Genomic DNA, 15,655 nt, shown 5'->3' with positions numbered 1-15,655 from the left:
TTCCCTATGTTGAGTGGTATTGCGCGTCCAGAGCGGAACAGACAGTAATGATTATTATGGCGATTACGCATTGTCGCAACAGAAGGCGTGAAGGGAATAAAAAAAGCGCTGCCGGAGCAGCGCTTTTGCGAGGTTTATTTAACCTGCTGACCCGGCTGCGCGCCGCTGTCAGGGCTTAACAGGAAGATATCTTTCCCGCCGGGGCCGGCGGCCATCACCATCCCTTCGGAGATGCCGAAGCGCATTTTACGCGGCGCCAGGTTAGCGACCATCACCGTCAGGCGGCCAATCAGCGCCTGCGGATCCGGGTAGGCGGAGCGGATGCCGGAGAAGACGTTACGCTTCTCGCCACCAAGATCCAGCGTCAGGCGCAGCAGCTTATCGGAACCGTCGACGAACTCGGCGTTTTCAATCAGCGCGATACGCATATCCACTTTGGCGAAATCGTCAAAGGAGATAGTTTCCTGGATCGGATCATCGGCCAGCGGACCGGTGACCGGCGCGGCGGCGGCTTTAACTTCTTCTTTAGAGGCTTCCACCAGCGCTTCGACCTGTTTCATTTCAATGCGGTTGTACAGTGCCTTAAAGGCGTTAACCTTGTGCGCCAGCAGCGGCTGCTGGATGGCGTCCCAGCTCAGCTCGGTGTTGAGGAACGCTTCAGCGCGCGCGCTCAGCCCCGGCAGAACCGGCTTCAGCCAGGTCATCAGCACGCGGAACATGTTCAGCCCCATGGTGCAGATTGCCTGCAGGTCGGCGTCGCGGCCTTCCTGTTTTGCCACCACCCACGGCGCCTGCTCGTCGACATAGCGGTTAGCGACATCGGCCAGCGCCATAATTTCGCGGATTGCTTTACCGAACTCGCGGCTTTCCCACGCTTCGCCGATAGCGGCAGCCGCATCGGTGAAGGTTTTATACAGCGCCGGGTCAGCCAGCTCAGCGGAGAGCATGCCGTCAAAGCGTTTATTGATAAAGCCGGCGTTACGCGAAGCCAGGTTGACCACTTTGTTAACGATATCGGCGTTAACGCGCTGGATAAAGTCTTCCAGGTTCAGGTCGATATCATCGATGCGCGAAGAGAGCTTAGCGGTGTAGTAATAGCGCAAACTGTCGGCATCAAAATGGTTCAGCCAGGTGCTGGCTTTGATAAAGGTGCCGCGAGATTTGGACATCTTGGCGCCGTTTACCGTGACATAGCCGTGAACGAACAGATTGGTCGGCTTACGGAAGTTGCTGCCTTCCAGCATGGCCGGCCAGAACAGGCTGTGGAAGTAAACAATGTCTTTACCGATGAAGTGATACAGCTCGGCGCTGGAATCTTTCTTCCAGTATTCATCGAAGCTGGTCGTGTCGCCGCGTTTATCGCACAGATTCTTAAAGGAACCCATGTAACCGATCGGCGCATCCAGCCAGACGTAGAAGTATTTGCCCGGCGCATTCGGAATTTCAAAACCAAAGTACGGCGCATCACGGGAAATATCCCACTGTTGCAGACCGGATTCGAACCACTCCTGCATTTTGTTCGCCACCTGCTCCTGCAGCGCGCCGCTGCGGGTCCACGCCTGCAGCATTTCGCTAAAGGACGGCAGGTCGAAGAAGAAGTGCTCAGATTCACGCATTACCGGCGTCGCGCCGGACACCACGGATTTCGGGTCGATAAGCTCCGTCGGGCTGTAGGTCGCGCCGCAGACTTCGCAGTTATCGCCGTACTGGTCCGGGGATTTACACTTCGGACAGGTACCTTTGACGAAACGATCCGGCAGAAACATACCTTTTTCCGGGTCGTAGAGCTGAGAGATGGTGCGGTTTTTAATAAAGCCGTTTTCTTTCAGACGGGTATAGATAAGCTCCGACAGCTCGCGGTTCTCGTCGCTGTGCGTCGAGTGGTAGTTGTCGTAGCTGATATCGAAACCGGCAAAATCGGTCTGATGCTCCTGACTCATCTCGCCAATCATCTGCTCCGGGGTGATGCCAAGCTGCTGCGCTTTCAGCATAATCGGGGTGCCGTGGGCGTCGTCGGCGCAGATGAAGTTGACTTCGTGGCCGCGCATTCGCTGGTAACGGACCCAGACATCAGCCTGGATGTGCTCCAGCATGTGGCCGAGGTGGATAGAACCGTTGGCGTACGGCAGCGCGCACGTTACCAGAATTTTTTTCGCGACTTGAGTCATAGTGGGCATTACATCTTCTGTTGTAAAAAGGGCTTTTGATGTTACCTGAAAGGCAATAATTTGGTAAGCCCAAAGCTTATTGTGGGGGAATTATTCCCTTTCAGGTAAACTTAACGGACAAGAATCAACTCACAATAACAAAGGAGTCGGGATGAGTTCGCAATCCCAGGCCAAATCCCCCGAACGTCTACGTGCGATGGTCGCCGGGACTCTGGCTAATTTCCAGCACCCAACCCTGAAACATAACCTCACCACGCTAAAGGCGTTGCACCATGTCGCCTGGCTTGACGATACCGTGCATATCGAGATCCAAATGCCGTTCGTCTGGACCCGCGCGTTTGAGGCGTTGAAGGAGCAATGCAGCGCCGAGCTGCTGCGTATCACCGGCGCAAAAGCCATCGACTGGAAGCTCTCTCACAGTATCGCCACCCTGAAACGGGTGAAAAACCAGCCGGGCATTAATGGCGTGAAAAACATCATCGCCGTGAGTTCCGGTAAAGGCGGGGTGGGCAAATCCTCTACCGCCGTGAACCTCGCGCTGGCGCTGGCGGCGGAAGGGGCCAAAGTGGGTATCCTCGATGCCGACATCTATGGCCCGTCGATTCCGACCATGCTTGGCGCGGAAGACAGCCGCCCGACATCCCCGGACGGCACCCATATGGCGCCGATCATGAAGTATGGCCTGGCGACTAACTCCATTGGGTATCTGGTAACCGACGACAACGCCATGGTGTGGCGCGGCCCGATGGCCAGTAAGGCGCTGATGCAGATGCTGCAGGAGACGCTGTGGCCGGATCTGGATTACCTGGTACTGGACATGCCGCCGGGAACCGGAGACATCCAGCTGACCCTGGCGCAGAACATTCCGGTAACCGGCGCGGTGGTGGTGACGACGCCGCAGGACATTGCGCTGATTGACGCCAAAAAAGGCATCGTGATGTTTGAGAAAGTAGAAGTGCCGGTCGTAGGCATCGTGGAAAACATGAGCATGCATATTTGCAGCAACTGCGGGCACCACGAACCTATCTTCGGCACCGGCGGCGCCGAGAAGCTGGCGGCGAAGTACCACACTCAGTTGCTAGGCCAGTTACCATTACATATCACGCTGCGTGAAGATCTGGATAAAGGCACGCCGACGGTCATTGCTCGTCCGGAAAGCGAGTTTACCGATATCTACCGCCAGCTGGCGGGACGCGTGGCGGCGCAGATGTACTGGCAGGGCGAAGTTATCCCGAGCGAAATAGCCTTCCGCGCCGTTTAAGGCTGGGTGTAACGCATCAGCCAATAATCTCCGTCAGGAGACGCGCCCTGGGCTTCGAGTTTCCAGCCGTGATGCTGGTAGAAGCGCAGGGCGTTTTCATTTCGCGACAGACATTTCAGCGTACCGCTGTGCTTAAATGAGCGCTGAACCTGTTCCAGCAGCAGACTACCGACGCCTTTTCCCTGCCACTGCGGATCCACGAACAGGTTATGCAGGAAGTTGTCGATAACCCACACCGAGGCGAATCCTGCCAGCGTATCGCCGCATTCGGCGACCCATAGCTGCTCGTCTTGTACCACCGCATCAAAATCTTCCAGCCGCCATTGATCGCTGTTAAGCCATGTCCACGAGGCCATACGCGCGTCAAGGAATAGCTGGCGCAGGCGAGGATAGTCGCTGTCGTGACCGGGGCGAATGCGCAGTTGCGGCTGCGTCGATGACTTAGCGATGATAGAAAATCTCGCCGTCATACACCTTCAGGATCTTGCCTTCGGTGTCGGTGATCAGGACGTAGTTGCCGCCCATGTAGGTCCAGTGGCTGCCGGCATCCGGCGCAGGCAGGTTACGCTGTTGCCACTGCTTGATGTTGTACTCAGGAGTGAGGTACATCGCCGGCACGGTATCGCCAATATGAAATTGGGTAAAATCAGCGGTGAATTCTTTCATCGCATACTGTTCAATCCCGGAGGCCGGCGCCGCCCAGCTTGCGCTGGCGCTGGCAAGAAGTACGCCCAGAAGCATCATTTTTGTTTTACGCATATTTTCCTCAATATTACCTGGACTCAAAATAGCAGCCTCGTATCATTCCTGAAGCGCTGCTGAAATGGCAAGCACTGGTTTTTTAAAAAGTGTAAGCAAAACACGGCTGAAGTCTTGTGCCGCTTGCGTTGTTGCGCGGTAAATCGCTATTTTGGGAGCATTCTGAAGCTTTGGAGAATTGGCATGTTCAGGCTGGAAGATCTGACCTTATTTGTCCGCGCGGCGGCGTTAGGTAGTTTTAGCGAGGCGGCACGAGAAGCGGGGCAGCAGCCTGCGCAGGTAAGCGCAGCGATCAAACGCCTGGAAACGACGCTTAATATTCGCCTTTTTGCTCGTTCGACCCGTAGCCTGCGCCTGACCCCGGAGGGCGAAACCTGGCTCCCCTATGCCACCCAGATGCTCGATACCCTTCAGGCCGGGCTACAGAAAATTCAGACGCCAGGGGATGAAGTACGCGGCACGCTGCAAATCGCCGTGCCATCCGATCTAGGGCGTAACCTGCTGCTCAAGGTATTTTGCGCTTTTCGCGAACGTCATCCGGCGCTGCGCCTGCGGCTGCACTTTTCCGATCATCTGACCGACGTGTTTAAAGATCCGGTGGATGTCGCTTTTCGCTACGGCTACCACGAAGACGCTTCGTTTATCTCGCTGCCCGTCGCGCCGGAAAACCGTCGGGTGTTGGTTGCTTCACCGCAGTGGATTGCCCGCCACGGTCAAATCAGTAGCCTCGAGGAATTATCCCGGCACAGCGCGCTGTTGTACGTATTACGTGGCCGACCTTTTGACCGCTGGCCGCTGATTTCAGGTAATGAAGTGCATACCGTGGAGATGAACGGCGCGATTATGAGTGATGATGCGGAGGTGATCCGTCGGCTGGCGGTAGCCGGCGAGGGAATCGCTTATAAATCGTTTCTCGATGTCAGCGACGATCTGCGAGAAGGGCGTCTGGTGCGGCTGCTGCCGGACTATCAGGGCGATTTAACGCCGCTGAATATGATTTGTCCGCACCGCAAGCAGCTCTCTGCCGCGGTGCGTTTGTTATATCAAGAGGTGAAATCACATTGTGAAGCGCTTAGTGCTTAACTAAGGTCGCGAAGTAATAGATTAGCGGGATCGCCAGCACCCACAGGCCAATCGGAATTTCACGCCACTTGCCGGCGATCGCTTTGATGACAATGTAAAACAGCAGCCCGCCGGCGATACCGGTGCCGAAGCTGTTGGCGATGAGCGTAATCATCACCATCATTAACACCGGCAGACCGTCGGTGAAGTTTCCCAGATCGACTTTGCGCAGGCCGCTGAACATATTCAGGCCAATCAGAATTAACGCCGGCGCGGTGGCCTCTTTAGGGATCATGAGCGCCACCGGCGTAAACAGCAGCATCAACAGGAACATCACCGCCGCCGCCAGCGCAGTAAGGCCGGTCTTGCCGCCGGCTTCCGCCGCCGCGGATGATTCAATCAGCGCCGTGGCCGCCGGAATACCGACCCACGGGCCCAGCGCGGCGGCAATCGAATCGACCATAAACGGGCGATTAATCTGCGGCATGTTGCCTTCTTCATCCAGCAAGCCCGCCTCGCCGCCGACCGCCAGGGTCGTACCCATGGTCGAGAAAAACTCGGACGCGAAAAAGACGAACAGGAACGGCAGGAAGGCGATATTTAATGCCCCCAACAGATCGATTTGCCCGAACACCGGAGCCAGCGAGTGCGGAACGTCAATAAAGCTGCCAGGTAGCTTTGTCACGCCGAACGGAATACCCACCAGGGTGGCGAACAGAATGGCCCACAGTATCGCGCCTGGTACTTTACGCGCCTGTAGCGCTATCGCCAGAAACAGGCCGCACAGCGCCACCAGCGCGCCGGGGGCAAGAAAATCACCGAGCATCAGGGCGTTGGTTTTGGCATTCGCCAACACCAGCCCGGCATTGCGAAAGCCAAGAACGGCAACGAATAACCCGATCGAAGCCGTGAGCCCCAGCTTAATTGACTGCGGTACCGAGCGGGTGACCACTTCGCGCAGGCCGAATTGGGTCAACAGGAAGAAGAGGATCCCCGACCAGCAGGCAATCCCGAGGCCAATCTGCCAGCCAATACCTTCGCTGCCCGCCAGCGTCACCCCCACCAGTACCGAGCCGCCAATGCCCGGACCGACGATAAACGGCAGGTTGGCATAAAACGCCATTAATAACGAACCGGCGACAAAGACCAGGATGGTGCCCGTGGTGGCGGCGCCTTTATCCATTCCGCCAATCGCCAGCAGTCCTGGAATGACCACCAGTAAATAGGCGGCGGCGAGAAAGCCGGTGATCCCGGCCAGGCATTCGGTGCGTAGCGAACCGCCCCGTGCGCGCAGCGCAAAGCGGCGCTCCAGCCAGTGGCTACGGGCAGAAGTATGAAGTGTGTTATCGGCCATGCTCAGGCTCCCTGAGGATTATTGTTGTGATGAGTTGGCGCCGGAGTCTCCCGGCAGGCTATCAACGGGTCAACTATCTGGCGACTGCCGCCGTCGGTGAGACCCAAATCGGTTAGATGCGGCCCGGCATTACAGGCGAGGCAGGTGCCTTCAATCGCCTTAAATACCCGGTATGGCGGCTCCCAGTCGGCGACTTTACTGCTTAAATCTCGCAGCTCGCGGAACTGCCGCGCCAGCTCAGCGGCGGGAAGATCGGAGAGCATACCGGCAATCGGCATCGCCACATGGGCCAGGATCTCGCCCTGTTGCGCCAGCGCCATTCCGCCGCCGGAAGCGATCAGCTGATTTGCCGCTAAGGCCATATCATGAGCATCGCGCCCGAGCACGACCAGGTTATGTGAGTCATGCGAGTAGCTGGTGGCAATGGCGCCGCGCAGCTCCCCCCAGCCTTCAAGCAGGGCGATTTGCGGCGTTGCCTGATGGCGGCCGTGGCGGTGCTTAACCCAAATCAGGCTAAAGCCCGCGGGCAGTTGTACTTCTCCGTCGCGGATCTGTACTTCCACTTCTCCCCATTTCGTGAAGCGCGCGCCGCTGATGTGGCGTAGGCGGGCGACGCCATGGCAAATGCCCTTAATTCGCAGAATAAAGTCTTCAGCGGCGAGGGGCGCTAACTGCAAAGTATCACGCGGCGGCGTCACGCCGGGCGCGGCGGCAAGCGGTGTTAGCAGGTGACCGTTATGAGCGATAAGTTTGCCGCCGACATAGACCTCCTGAGCCTCGAGTTTCTCCAGCGAATCAAACACCACCAGATCCGCGCGTCGTCCCGCGGCAATTAGCCCAAGATCGTTGCGCTGCAGGCGAATAGCGGCATTAAGGGTGGCGAAACGTAGCACATCGACCGTTGGCAAACCGTGTTCAATCAACAGGTTGAGCAGGGCGATAATGCCGCCTTTCTCCAGCAGCATATCCGGCGGTACGTCATCGGTGCAGACGGTGATTTGCGAGGAGAGATGCGGCAGCGTTTTTAACGCCGTAACGATCTCGGGCAATAGATAGGGGTGCGAGCCGCGAATTTCGATAGTCAAGCCGGCGCGCAGTTTTTCCAGCGCATCGGCCGCTGAAGTCAGTTCATGATCGGAGGTGACGCCGGCGGCGAGATATGCCTGTAAATCGGCGCCGCTGAGCCCACGGGCATGGCCCTCAATCAGTTTGCCGCTGTTAAGCCCGGCCTGGACAATCTCCTGCATCCGTTCGCTACCGTTCAGCACGCCATGCATATCCATCACTTCCGCCACGCCGCGAACTTCCGGCCAGCCGAGCATGGTTTCCATTTCAGCGCCGGCGAAATCAGCGCCGGACATTTCGAGACCTGGCGTAGAGGGGACGCTGGATGGCGCGGCCACCATCACCTGTAGCGGCAGGTGGCGACTGGCATCAACCGCGTAGCGCACGCCATCGACGCCGAGCACGTTGGCCAGCTCATGCGGATCCCAGAACACCGCGGTGGTACCCTGCGTCAGGACGATTTCGGCATAACGCTCGGGCGGCAGATGCGAACTTTCAAGATGTACGTGGGTGTCCATCAAGCCGGGCGACAGATAGCCGCCTTGCAGCGAGCGCACTTCATGGGCGTCGGCGCGGCTGCCGCGCGGATGTACGCTGGCAATCATTTCACCAACGATACCGACGTCAGCGTCGCGGATTTCGCCAGTGGCCATATCGACGATCTGCGTATCGATAAGCAACAGATCAAACGGGGATTCGCCGCGCGCGGCCTGTACGGCGCGACGACGTGCTTCAGCATTGCTGGACATAACAACTCCACCACAAGGATAATGCGGATACTCTAGGGGCACAGCAAACGTTTGCCCAGATGAATAAATTTATCGCCCGATAAGCTCGGGTTATTCTGTATGACCACCGGTAGCGAACCTGACAATGAACGAACCCTGGCAACGTCTGCCCGCGCTCTCGCTAAAGCAACTGCAGTATTTTGTGACCTTGGCTCAGTTGCGCCATTTTACCGATACCGCCAATCGGCTGGCGATTAGCCAACCGGCGCTCAGCAGCGCGCTGCGGCAGATTGAAACCGTGATCGGCGGCAAGCTGGTCAATCGTACCGCCTCGGCGGTCACTCTGACGGAACTGGGGGCGGCGATTTTACCCCATGCCCAGCGGATACTGAGCGTGGCCCAGGCATCTTTTTTTGATATGCAACAGATCGTGGAAGCAGGCGGCGATGGCACGGTGCGTATCGGGCTGGTACCGTCGGTGAGCTCGCTGTTGTTTCCGCTGCTACCGCAGACCCTGGCGCAGGCCTTTCCGCGTCTGCGCATCGAATTTCATGACCAGACCAACGATGCGTTAATGCAGGCGCTGCAAAGCGGTGAGATTGATTTTGGTATCGGCGCGATCGACAGTTCGCTACCAGTTGAGCTACTGGTTTATCCGCTGCGCGAGGATCCTTTCGTGGCGGTGCTGCACAGCGACGATCCGCTGGCTGCGCAGCCAAATTTACCGTGGAAACAGTTGGTGGGCCGTGATATTGCCGTTTTTTCAAAGGGGAATATCCAGCGGCTGGTGTCGGCGCTGGTGGAAAGCCAGCGTTTGACCTTAACGACGCGTTACCAGGTAGACTATATCGAAACCCTTTATGGACTGGTGCGTTCGCGGCTGGCGGTGGCTATTCTCCCGGCGCTCTATACGACTTATCTGCACGATCCGGCGTTAAAGGTGGCGCAACTGCAGCAGCCGGCGCTGACGCGGACGGTGGCTCTGATGCGTGGGCCGCAGGCGCTACCGCCATCAATCGAAGAGTGTTTTTCTCTGTTACAGTCCGCATTGCGCTAGGGTAGGTGTTTTATGAGTACGTCCACCGTCAAATGGTTGATGTACTCCAGCGAGTGCGAGGACAGCATCCCCAGCAGCCGGTTATGGTGTCCGGCGATAATTAAATCGATATGGCGTTGTCGTACGCACTCTTCGACATCAGCAAAACGGCGGGTTGTCACCAGCGATAGCGTCTGTACCGGCAGGGCGACGGTCGTCGCCAGCTCGTTGAGCAGGGCTTTGGCCTGAATGACCTCTTGCGATACTTCATCATTCTGCAGGCTGTCGGACACGTAATTAAGCGCCCGGTAGTCGGTGCTGATGTGGGCGATGGTAATCCGCATCCCGTTTTCCTGCGCCATCCTGGCGGCGTGTTGTAGCAACGGAACACCATCAAGGCTGCTATTAATCAGTACCAGCGCATGGTGATAAACGGTCATATATACCTCCGCGCAATAAAACAGTCCTGAACTCATTTTGGGCCTGCGGCGAGGGGAACGCAAATCAGAACATGCGAGGCGAATGGATAAAAAAATCCCCCGCGGCCTACCAGGGCGCGAGGGAGATTCAGCGATTATCGCTTACGGGGTGACAATGTTGAACCAGAATTCAAATTTGTCCATGTAGCTCAGCATTTCATCGAGCTTAGCGCCATTGCCGCTAATCTTGACGTCGCCCTTATCTTCAGCCTGCTTCAGCGTTTCCTGTTTCAAAATGATCTTGTTCAGGGTATCGCGATTCAGAGTAATGCTGGCGTCGGCATCGTCCGCTACCGCATTCGCGGTGTGGTTAAGTACGCCATTTTCCAGTTCCAGCTTGTACTTACCGCCGTCTTTACCGAGATCGATGTTGAAGACCGCTTTTGCCGCGCCGGCTTTCTGGCCGTTGATATGTACGCCCAGGTAGTCGAAGAACATTTCTGGGGTCATCGCGCGCACGGTATCCGGGCTGGCGGTGTTAGGCGTCGGGAGTTTCTGTACGCCGTTACGCAGTTCCTGCGCGCCGGTCAGGTAGAAGTTGCGCCAGGTACCGGCTTCCGCCTGGTAACCTAACTGCTCCAGGGCATCCGCTTCGAGGTTACGCGCATCGGCATTCTGCGGGTCGGCGAAGACGATTTTACTGGTCACCTGTGCGACCCAGCGGTAGTTCCCCTGCTGATAGTCGGCTTTGGCTTTCTGCATGATGGCATCGGCGCCGCCCATGTATTCAACGAACTTCTTCGCAGCCTGTTGCGGCGGCAGCTCGTCGAGAGTTGCCGGGTTGCCATCGAACCAGCCGAGGTAGTAAACGTAGGTCGCTTTCACATCGTGGCTGACGGAGCCGTAATAACCGCGGCTCGACCACTGTTTCTCCAGCGATTCCGGCAGCTTGAAGTTAGCGGCGATTTCATCGCGGGTCAGCCCTTCGTTGGCCATACGCAGGGTCTGGTCGTTGATGTAACGGTACATGTCGCGCTGGCCTTTCATCAGCTTGATAATGTTGTCGTTACCCCAGGTCGGCCAGTGGTGCTGGGCGATAATGACTTCAGCATCGTTGCCCCAGCGGTCGATCGCGGCGTTAATATATTTTGACCACGCCAGCGGATCGCGGATCTTCGCGCCGCGCAGCGAGTAAGTGTTGTGCAGGGTATGGGTAACATCCTCTGCCGCTTCAATCATTTTCTTCTCTTTGACATACCACAGCATTTCCGACGGCGCTTCGGAGCCCGGCGCCATCATGAAGTCGTAGGTCAGGCCATCAATCACTTCCTGCTGGCCGGTTTTGGTGATGTAGTTGGTCGGCTGGAGCAGCGTCACGGTACCCGCCGAGGTGGTGGTGCCAAGACCGGCGCCGACCTGGCCTTTGGCGTCAGGCTTCAGCAGGTTGCCGTACATATAGCTGGCGCGACGGCTCATCGCGGTACCGGCCATAATGTTCTCGGAAACCGCTTCTTCCATGAATCCTGCCGGGGCGTAGATTTTTACTTTGCCGGCCTTCACGTCGGCTTCATCAACCACGCCACGAATGCCGCCGTAGTGGTCAACATGGCTGTGGGTGAACAGGACGGCGACGACCGGCTTTTTACCACGGTTGGCGTAGTAGAGATCCATCGCTTCTTTCGCCGGCTCGGCGCTCAGCAGCGGGTCGATAACGGTGATCCCTTTTTCACCTTCGATGATGGTCATGTTGGAGAGATCGAGATTACGGATCTGATAAACCCCGTCGGTGACTTTGAACAGGCCGCCGATATTAATCAGCTGCGACTGGCGCCACAGGCTTGGGTTAACGGTATCCGGGGCTTTTTCACCTTCTTTGACGAAGTCATATTTTGCCGGGTCCCAGATAACGTTGCCTTGCTCGCCTTTAATCATGGTCTGCGGTAGCGCGGCGATAAAGCCTTTATGCGCGTTATCGAAATCAGTTTTATCGGCAAACGGCAGTTTATTGTACAGCGCGTTATTTGCCTGCTGAGTTGCCGGAGTGGCGTCCTGCTGCTGAGCAGCTGCGAAGGCGGAAAGCGACAGCGAAGTTAAAACACCGGCTAGAGCCAGATGTTTAGCGATCTGATTTAATTTCATTGCATGGCCTCTTAGATTATTTGTTCCGCTATCAATGTTTAATATCAGCGGATAATTCAAATGCGGACTAATTACTGGCCATTTTAAAGCGAATACTTTGCGTTGATAGTCCCATATGGGACTGGTCATTAGTGAGAAAATAATCATCTCGAATCCGCCATCACTTCGCTGCTATACTCGATACCACGGCAGACGGCGCAGCAAGGGGCATAGCGTGAATTTTCAGGATATCCATAGCTATTATCAACAACTCAACATTGATGCCTTTTTTCCGCAAATAATGGCACAAGGGGAGACCCTGACGGTTGCGGCAAATAAAAAATTAGCAATTCAGCCTGGATATATTTATTTTTGCGCTGAAGGTTCGCTATCAATATTAATGCCGGAGAACGGCCTTCATATTGGTAATTCCATTGAGTATATGCCGATTGGGCTTATGGAAAGATATTGCCCGCTGGCGAAGTTTGAATATATCGGCAGCGCGGCGGTGAAGCTGGTTAAAGTCACTTATGAGATCTTTGACCAAATCTTTTTACACGGCGGTCCTGAACGCGTGCAGGAGCTGGCGACCATCCTTACCTATATGTCGATTTTTACTATCGATCTTCATAACGAACGCCGGCAGATGACCAGCTACCAGACTATCAGACCGATGCTGTTTCGCTATCTCTATCGCCAGAGTACCCATCAGGGGGAAAACGAAGGCCTGGCGCTGTTTATTATTAAGCGCACTAATCTGTCGCGCACGCATGTTTTTCGGGTGCTGGCGGATCTGAAAGCCGGGGGCTATATCACGATGAAGCGCGGCAAACTGGTTTCCATCGACCGACCATTGCCGGAAGCTTACTAGCAAAGAGGGAAAACTCCCGCGACCGAGCGCCGCGGGAGCAGGGTATTATGGCGTAACGATGTCGAACCAGAATTCGAACTTGTCCATATAGCCCAGCATTTCATTGAGCTTATCGGCGTTACCGGTGATTTTCGCGTCGCCGTTATCGACGGCCTGCTTCAGCGTCTCCTCTTTGAGGATGATCTTATTCAGGGTGGCGCGGTTGAGGGCAACAGTGGTATCGGCATCTTTCGCTTCCGCGTTGGCGGTATGGTTCAGTACGCCGTTTTCCAGCTCCAGCTTATACTTGCCGCCGTCGCTGCCGAGATCGATATTAAAGACCGATTTCGCGTTACCCGCTTTCTCGCCATTGATATGTACCGCCAGATAGTCGAAGAACATTTCCGGGGTCATCGCGCGCACGGTATCCGGGCTGGCGGTGTTCGGGGTTGGCCCTTTCACCACGCCGTTACGCAGTTCCTGCGCGCCGGTGAGGTAGAAGTTACGCCACGGGCCGGATTCCGCCTGGTAGCCTAACTGTTCAAGGGCATCAGCTTCCAGATTACGCGCATCCTGGTTTTTCGGATCGGCGAAGACGATTTTGCTGACGACCTGGGCTACCCAGCGGTAGTTACCCTGGTCGTAATCCTCTTTCGCTTTCTTCATGATGGCATCGGCGCCGCCCATGTAATCGACGAATTTCTTCGCCGCTTCTTCCGGCGGCAGTTCGTCGAGGGTGGCCGGGTTGCCGTCGAACCAGCCGAGATACAGCACGTAGGTGGCTTTCACGTCGTGGCTGACAGAGCCGTAATAACCGCGGTTAGCCCAGGTGTTGGCAAGGCTATCCGGCAGTTTGAATTTAGCGGCGATTTCATCGCGAGTCAGCCCTTCGTTAGCCATACGCAGAGTCTGGTCGTTAATGTAACGATACAGGTCACGCTGGCTCTTCAGCAGGTTGACTACGTTTTCGTTGCCCCAGGTCGGCCAGTGGTGCTGAGCCATAATAATCTCGGCCTTGTCGCCCCAGCGTACGATCGCTTCGTTGATGTACTTCGACCACGGTAGCGGTTCGCGGATTTTCGCGCCGCGAAGTGAATAGGTATTGTGCAGGGTGTGTGTCACGTCTTCCGCGGATTCAATCAGTTTTTTCTCTTCGATGAACCACAGCATTTCCGACGGCGCTTCCGAACCTGGCGCCAGCATGAAGTCATAGGTCAGACCGTCAATGACTTCTTTCTGCCCGTCTTTTTCAATGATATTGGTTGGGGCAATCAGGGTCACGGTACCCGCCGAGGTGGTGGTGCCAAGGCCGGCGCCCACCTGTCCGGTGGCCGATGGTTTCAGCAGGTTGCCGTACATGTAGCTGGCGCGGCGGCTCATGACATTACCAGCCATGATGTTTTCTGCCACGGCCGCTTCCATAAAGCCGGCCGGCGCGTAAATTTTTACTTTGCCGGATTTCACATCCGCTTCATCAACCACGCCGCGCACGCCGCCGTAGTGGTCAACGTGGCTGTGGGTGTAGATAACGGCGACAACGGGTTTCTTACCGCGGTTTTTGTAATACAGATCCATGCCCACTTTTGCGGTTTCCGCTGATACCAGCGGGTCAACGACGGTAATGCCTTCTTTACCTTCGATGATGGTCATGTTGGAAAGGTCCAGATTTCGGATCTGGTAGACGCCGTCGGTCACCTCAAACAGACCGCTGATGTTAATCAGCTGCGACTGGCGCCACAGGCTCGGGTTGACGGTATCCGGGGCTTTTTCACCTTCTTTAATGAAAGAGTACTGCTGCGGGTCCCACACGACATTACCCTGTTCGCCTTTAATCACTTCGGTCGGTAGTGCGGCAATAAAACCTTTATGAGCATTGGTAAAATCGGTGTTGTCGGAGAAGGGGAGTTGGTTATAGAGGGCGTCGTTGGCTTGTTTGGTGGCGGCGGTCGCTTCTTTTGCCGCGACTTCCGCCCATGCTGACAAGCTAATCGATGATAGCAAGCCGGCAATGGCTAATCCTTTCACTATAGGGGTCAATTTCATTGGAATCCTCTTACCTTAATGGCGATTCACTCGTTAATTCCGATCTGACATGGTGTTACAACTTGTAACGCTTGTTTGAACTATAACCAATTGTTTACATTGAGCAAGTTTATGATTACAAAAAGAATACATTAGTTAAAAAACTACTCTCTCGTAGGTAAAATGAGATTTATCCAATGGGATTAATGCCGCTTATTTAGCGCGGCGTTTGACGTGTCGGCTACTGCGGGGAAGGGGGAAAAAGCAGCCCTTAGGCCGCTTTTAAATTAACAAGGAAGAGACGCTATTTGGCGTAGCCTAAAAATTTACCGTCCTGCATGACGGCAATTTTTCCGGATTGGTAGACAATAAAAACGTATAAACCCTGCGAATAGGTTTTCGCGTCAGCATTGCTTTCGTCTAAGGCCGCGGGTTTGCCATCAACTGTCAGCCCGGTTGAGTTTGTGACCAGCTTCATGCCATTGAAGACTTTAATTTTTTTGCTGGACTGCGCTTTCTGCACGGGATATAAAGCCTGCGCATTTTCCAGCGCCTGTTTCTCCGCTGCGGCGTTCACCGCAGCCTGTTTGTTTTGTTCCGCAATATAACAGGCATCTTTACTGATCCCCTGTGCTTCGCACTCGGCCATACGCTGCGCCGGTGAACTGCAACCGGTCGCGATGGCTGCGCTGAGTACCAGCAGCAGCATAGAAACGTGTTTCACTTTCATCATTAACGACCTTAGTGTCGAAATTATTTTTAACATGTTATGCAACAAACTAACGGCAGCGGCGACTACTGCGGTTACTGTGT

The 15,655-nt window shown here is 55.6% G+C and carries 13 protein-coding genes; 4 read left to right on the top strand and 9 right to left on the bottom strand.

What is annotated here, in order from left to right; translation table 11 throughout:
- Positions 1–134: 134 nt before the first annotated feature.
- Positions 135–2,168 (bottom strand): methionine--tRNA ligase, encoded by a 2,034-nt coding sequence (metG, locus tag PGR10_RS08105; protein ID WP_045377042.1) that lies wholly within the window; start codon positions 2,166–2,168, stop codon positions 135–137.
- A gap of 151 nt (positions 2,169–2,319) precedes the next feature.
- On the opposite strand from metG, the gene apbC reads away from it, so the two are divergent.
- Positions 2,320–3,429: an iron-sulfur cluster carrier protein ApbC gene (gene apbC / locus PGR10_RS08100; RefSeq protein WP_015365751.1), complete on the top strand. Its 1,110-nt coding sequence runs from the start codon at positions 2,320–2,322 to the stop codon at positions 3,427–3,429.
- Here apbC and PGR10_RS08095 read toward each other — a convergent pair.
- The gene (locus PGR10_RS08095; protein ID WP_316424342.1) at positions 3,426–3,878 is read right to left on the bottom strand and encodes a GNAT family N-acetyltransferase; all 453 of its coding nucleotides are present in this window, start codon (positions 3,876–3,878) and stop codon (positions 3,426–3,428) included. The genes apbC and PGR10_RS08095 overlap by 4 nt on opposite strands.
- A complete protein-coding gene (locus PGR10_RS08090; RefSeq protein ID WP_087860184.1) occupies positions 3,871–4,188 on the bottom strand; it encodes an RcnB family protein in 318 nt (105 codons plus the stop codon). The genes PGR10_RS08095 and PGR10_RS08090 overlap by 8 nt, the downstream gene beginning before the upstream one ends.
- A 183-nt stretch (positions 4,189–4,371) precedes the next feature.
- On the opposite strand from PGR10_RS08090, the gene PGR10_RS08085 reads away from it, so the two are divergent.
- Positions 4,372–5,271: a LysR family transcriptional regulator gene (locus PGR10_RS08085; protein WP_087860186.1), complete on the top strand. Its 900-nt coding sequence runs from the start codon at positions 4,372–4,374 to the stop codon at positions 5,269–5,271.
- Here the strand turns inward: PGR10_RS08085 and PGR10_RS08080 are convergent.
- Together PGR10_RS08080 and PGR10_RS08075 are read right to left on the bottom strand one after the other, a co-directional pair.
- A complete protein-coding gene (locus PGR10_RS08080) occupies positions 5,261–6,604 on the bottom strand; it encodes an NCS2 family permease (RefSeq protein WP_045364254.1) in 1,344 nt (447 codons plus the stop codon). The genes PGR10_RS08085 and PGR10_RS08080 overlap by 11 nt on opposite strands.
- A gap of 2 nt (positions 6,605–6,606) precedes the next feature.
- A complete protein-coding gene (locus PGR10_RS08075; protein WP_430923317.1) occupies positions 6,607–8,418 on the bottom strand; it encodes an adenine deaminase in 1,812 nt (603 codons plus the stop codon).
- Positions 8,419–8,542: 124 nt separating this feature from the next.
- Between PGR10_RS08075 and PGR10_RS08070 the strand changes: the two genes are divergently transcribed.
- Complete coding sequence (locus tag PGR10_RS08070) at positions 8,543–9,454, top strand: LysR family transcriptional regulator (RefSeq protein WP_271031693.1); 912 nt, start codon at positions 8,543–8,545, stop codon at positions 9,452–9,454.
- Here PGR10_RS08070 and PGR10_RS08065 read toward each other — a convergent pair.
- Both PGR10_RS08065 and PGR10_RS08060 read right to left on the bottom strand, forming a co-directional pair.
- Positions 9,451–9,873, bottom strand: coding sequence for a universal stress protein (locus PGR10_RS08065; RefSeq protein WP_113374381.1), 423 nt, complete (start codon positions 9,871–9,873; stop codon positions 9,451–9,453). The genes PGR10_RS08070 and PGR10_RS08065 overlap by 4 nt on opposite strands.
- Positions 9,874–10,014: 141 nt before the next feature.
- Entirely contained in the window at positions 10,015–11,991 is a 1,977-nt protein-coding gene (locus tag PGR10_RS08060) for an alkyl/aryl-sulfatase (protein WP_113374382.1), read from the bottom strand.
- A 214-nt stretch (positions 11,992–12,205) separates the two neighbouring features.
- Here PGR10_RS08060 and PGR10_RS08055 point away from each other — a divergent pair, with 214 nt between their 5' ends.
- Complete coding sequence (locus tag PGR10_RS08055) at positions 12,206–12,841, top strand: helix-turn-helix domain-containing protein (RefSeq protein ID WP_113374383.1); 636 nt, start codon at positions 12,206–12,208, stop codon at positions 12,839–12,841.
- A 45-nt stretch (positions 12,842–12,886) separates the two neighbouring features.
- On the opposite strand, the gene PGR10_RS08050 is transcribed toward PGR10_RS08055, so the two are convergent.
- Complete coding sequence (locus tag PGR10_RS08050) at positions 12,887–14,863, bottom strand: alkyl/aryl-sulfatase (RefSeq protein WP_430923316.1); 1,977 nt, start codon at positions 14,861–14,863, stop codon at positions 12,887–12,889.
- 283 nt (positions 14,864–15,146) lie between these two features.
- A complete protein-coding gene (locus PGR10_RS08045; protein ID WP_430923420.1) occupies positions 15,147–15,572 on the bottom strand; it encodes a hypothetical protein in 426 nt (141 codons plus the stop codon).
- Positions 15,573–15,655: the final 83 nt, after the last annotated feature.

Origin of the sequence: Klebsiella sp. 141198 (assembly GCF_050600785.1) — a bacterium.
GTDB classification, from domain to species: domain Bacteria; phylum Pseudomonadota; class Gammaproteobacteria; order Enterobacterales; family Enterobacteriaceae; genus Klebsiella; species Klebsiella aerogenes.
Note: the sequence above shows the minus strand (reverse complement) of the source record. Positions and strands in the feature narration are given on the sequence as shown.

What these genes read in the sequence shown, in the direction of transcription:
- metG (WP_045377042.1), bottom strand. Translation starts at nt 2,168, where the DNA reads ATGACTCAAGTCGCGAAAAAAATTCTGGTAACGTGCGCGCTGCCGTAC.
- apbC (WP_015365751.1), top strand. Translation starts at nt 2,320, where the DNA reads ATGAGTTCGCAATCCCAGGCCAAATCCCCCGAACGTCTACGTGCGATG.
- PGR10_RS08090 (WP_087860184.1), bottom strand. Translation starts at nt 4,188, where the DNA reads ATGCGTAAAACAAAAATGATGCTTCTGGGCGTACTTCTTGCCAGCGCC.
- PGR10_RS08085 (WP_087860186.1), top strand. Translation starts at nt 4,372, where the DNA reads ATGTTCAGGCTGGAAGATCTGACCTTATTTGTCCGCGCGGCGGCGTTA.
- PGR10_RS08080 (WP_045364254.1), bottom strand. Translation starts at nt 6,604, where the DNA reads ATGGCCGATAACACACTTCATACTTCTGCCCGTAGCCACTGGCTGGAG.
- PGR10_RS08075 (WP_430923317.1), bottom strand. Translation starts at nt 8,418, where the DNA reads ATGTCCAGCAATGCTGAAGCACGTCGTCGCGCCGTACAGGCCGCGCGC.
- PGR10_RS08070 (WP_271031693.1), top strand. Translation starts at nt 8,543, where the DNA reads ATGAACGAACCCTGGCAACGTCTGCCCGCGCTCTCGCTAAAGCAACTG.
- PGR10_RS08065 (WP_113374381.1), bottom strand. Translation starts at nt 9,873, where the DNA reads ATGACCGTTTATCACCATGCGCTGGTACTGATTAATAGCAGCCTTGAT.
- PGR10_RS08060 (WP_113374382.1), bottom strand. Translation starts at nt 11,991, where the DNA reads ATGAAATTAAATCAGATCGCTAAACATCTGGCTCTAGCCGGTGTTTTA.
- PGR10_RS08050 (WP_430923316.1), bottom strand. Translation starts at nt 14,863, where the DNA reads ATGAAATTGACCCCTATAGTGAAAGGATTAGCCATTGCCGGCTTGCTA.
- PGR10_RS08045 (WP_430923420.1), bottom strand. Translation starts at nt 15,572, where the DNA reads ATGAAAGTGAAACACGTTTCTATGCTGCTGCTGGTACTCAGCGCAGCC.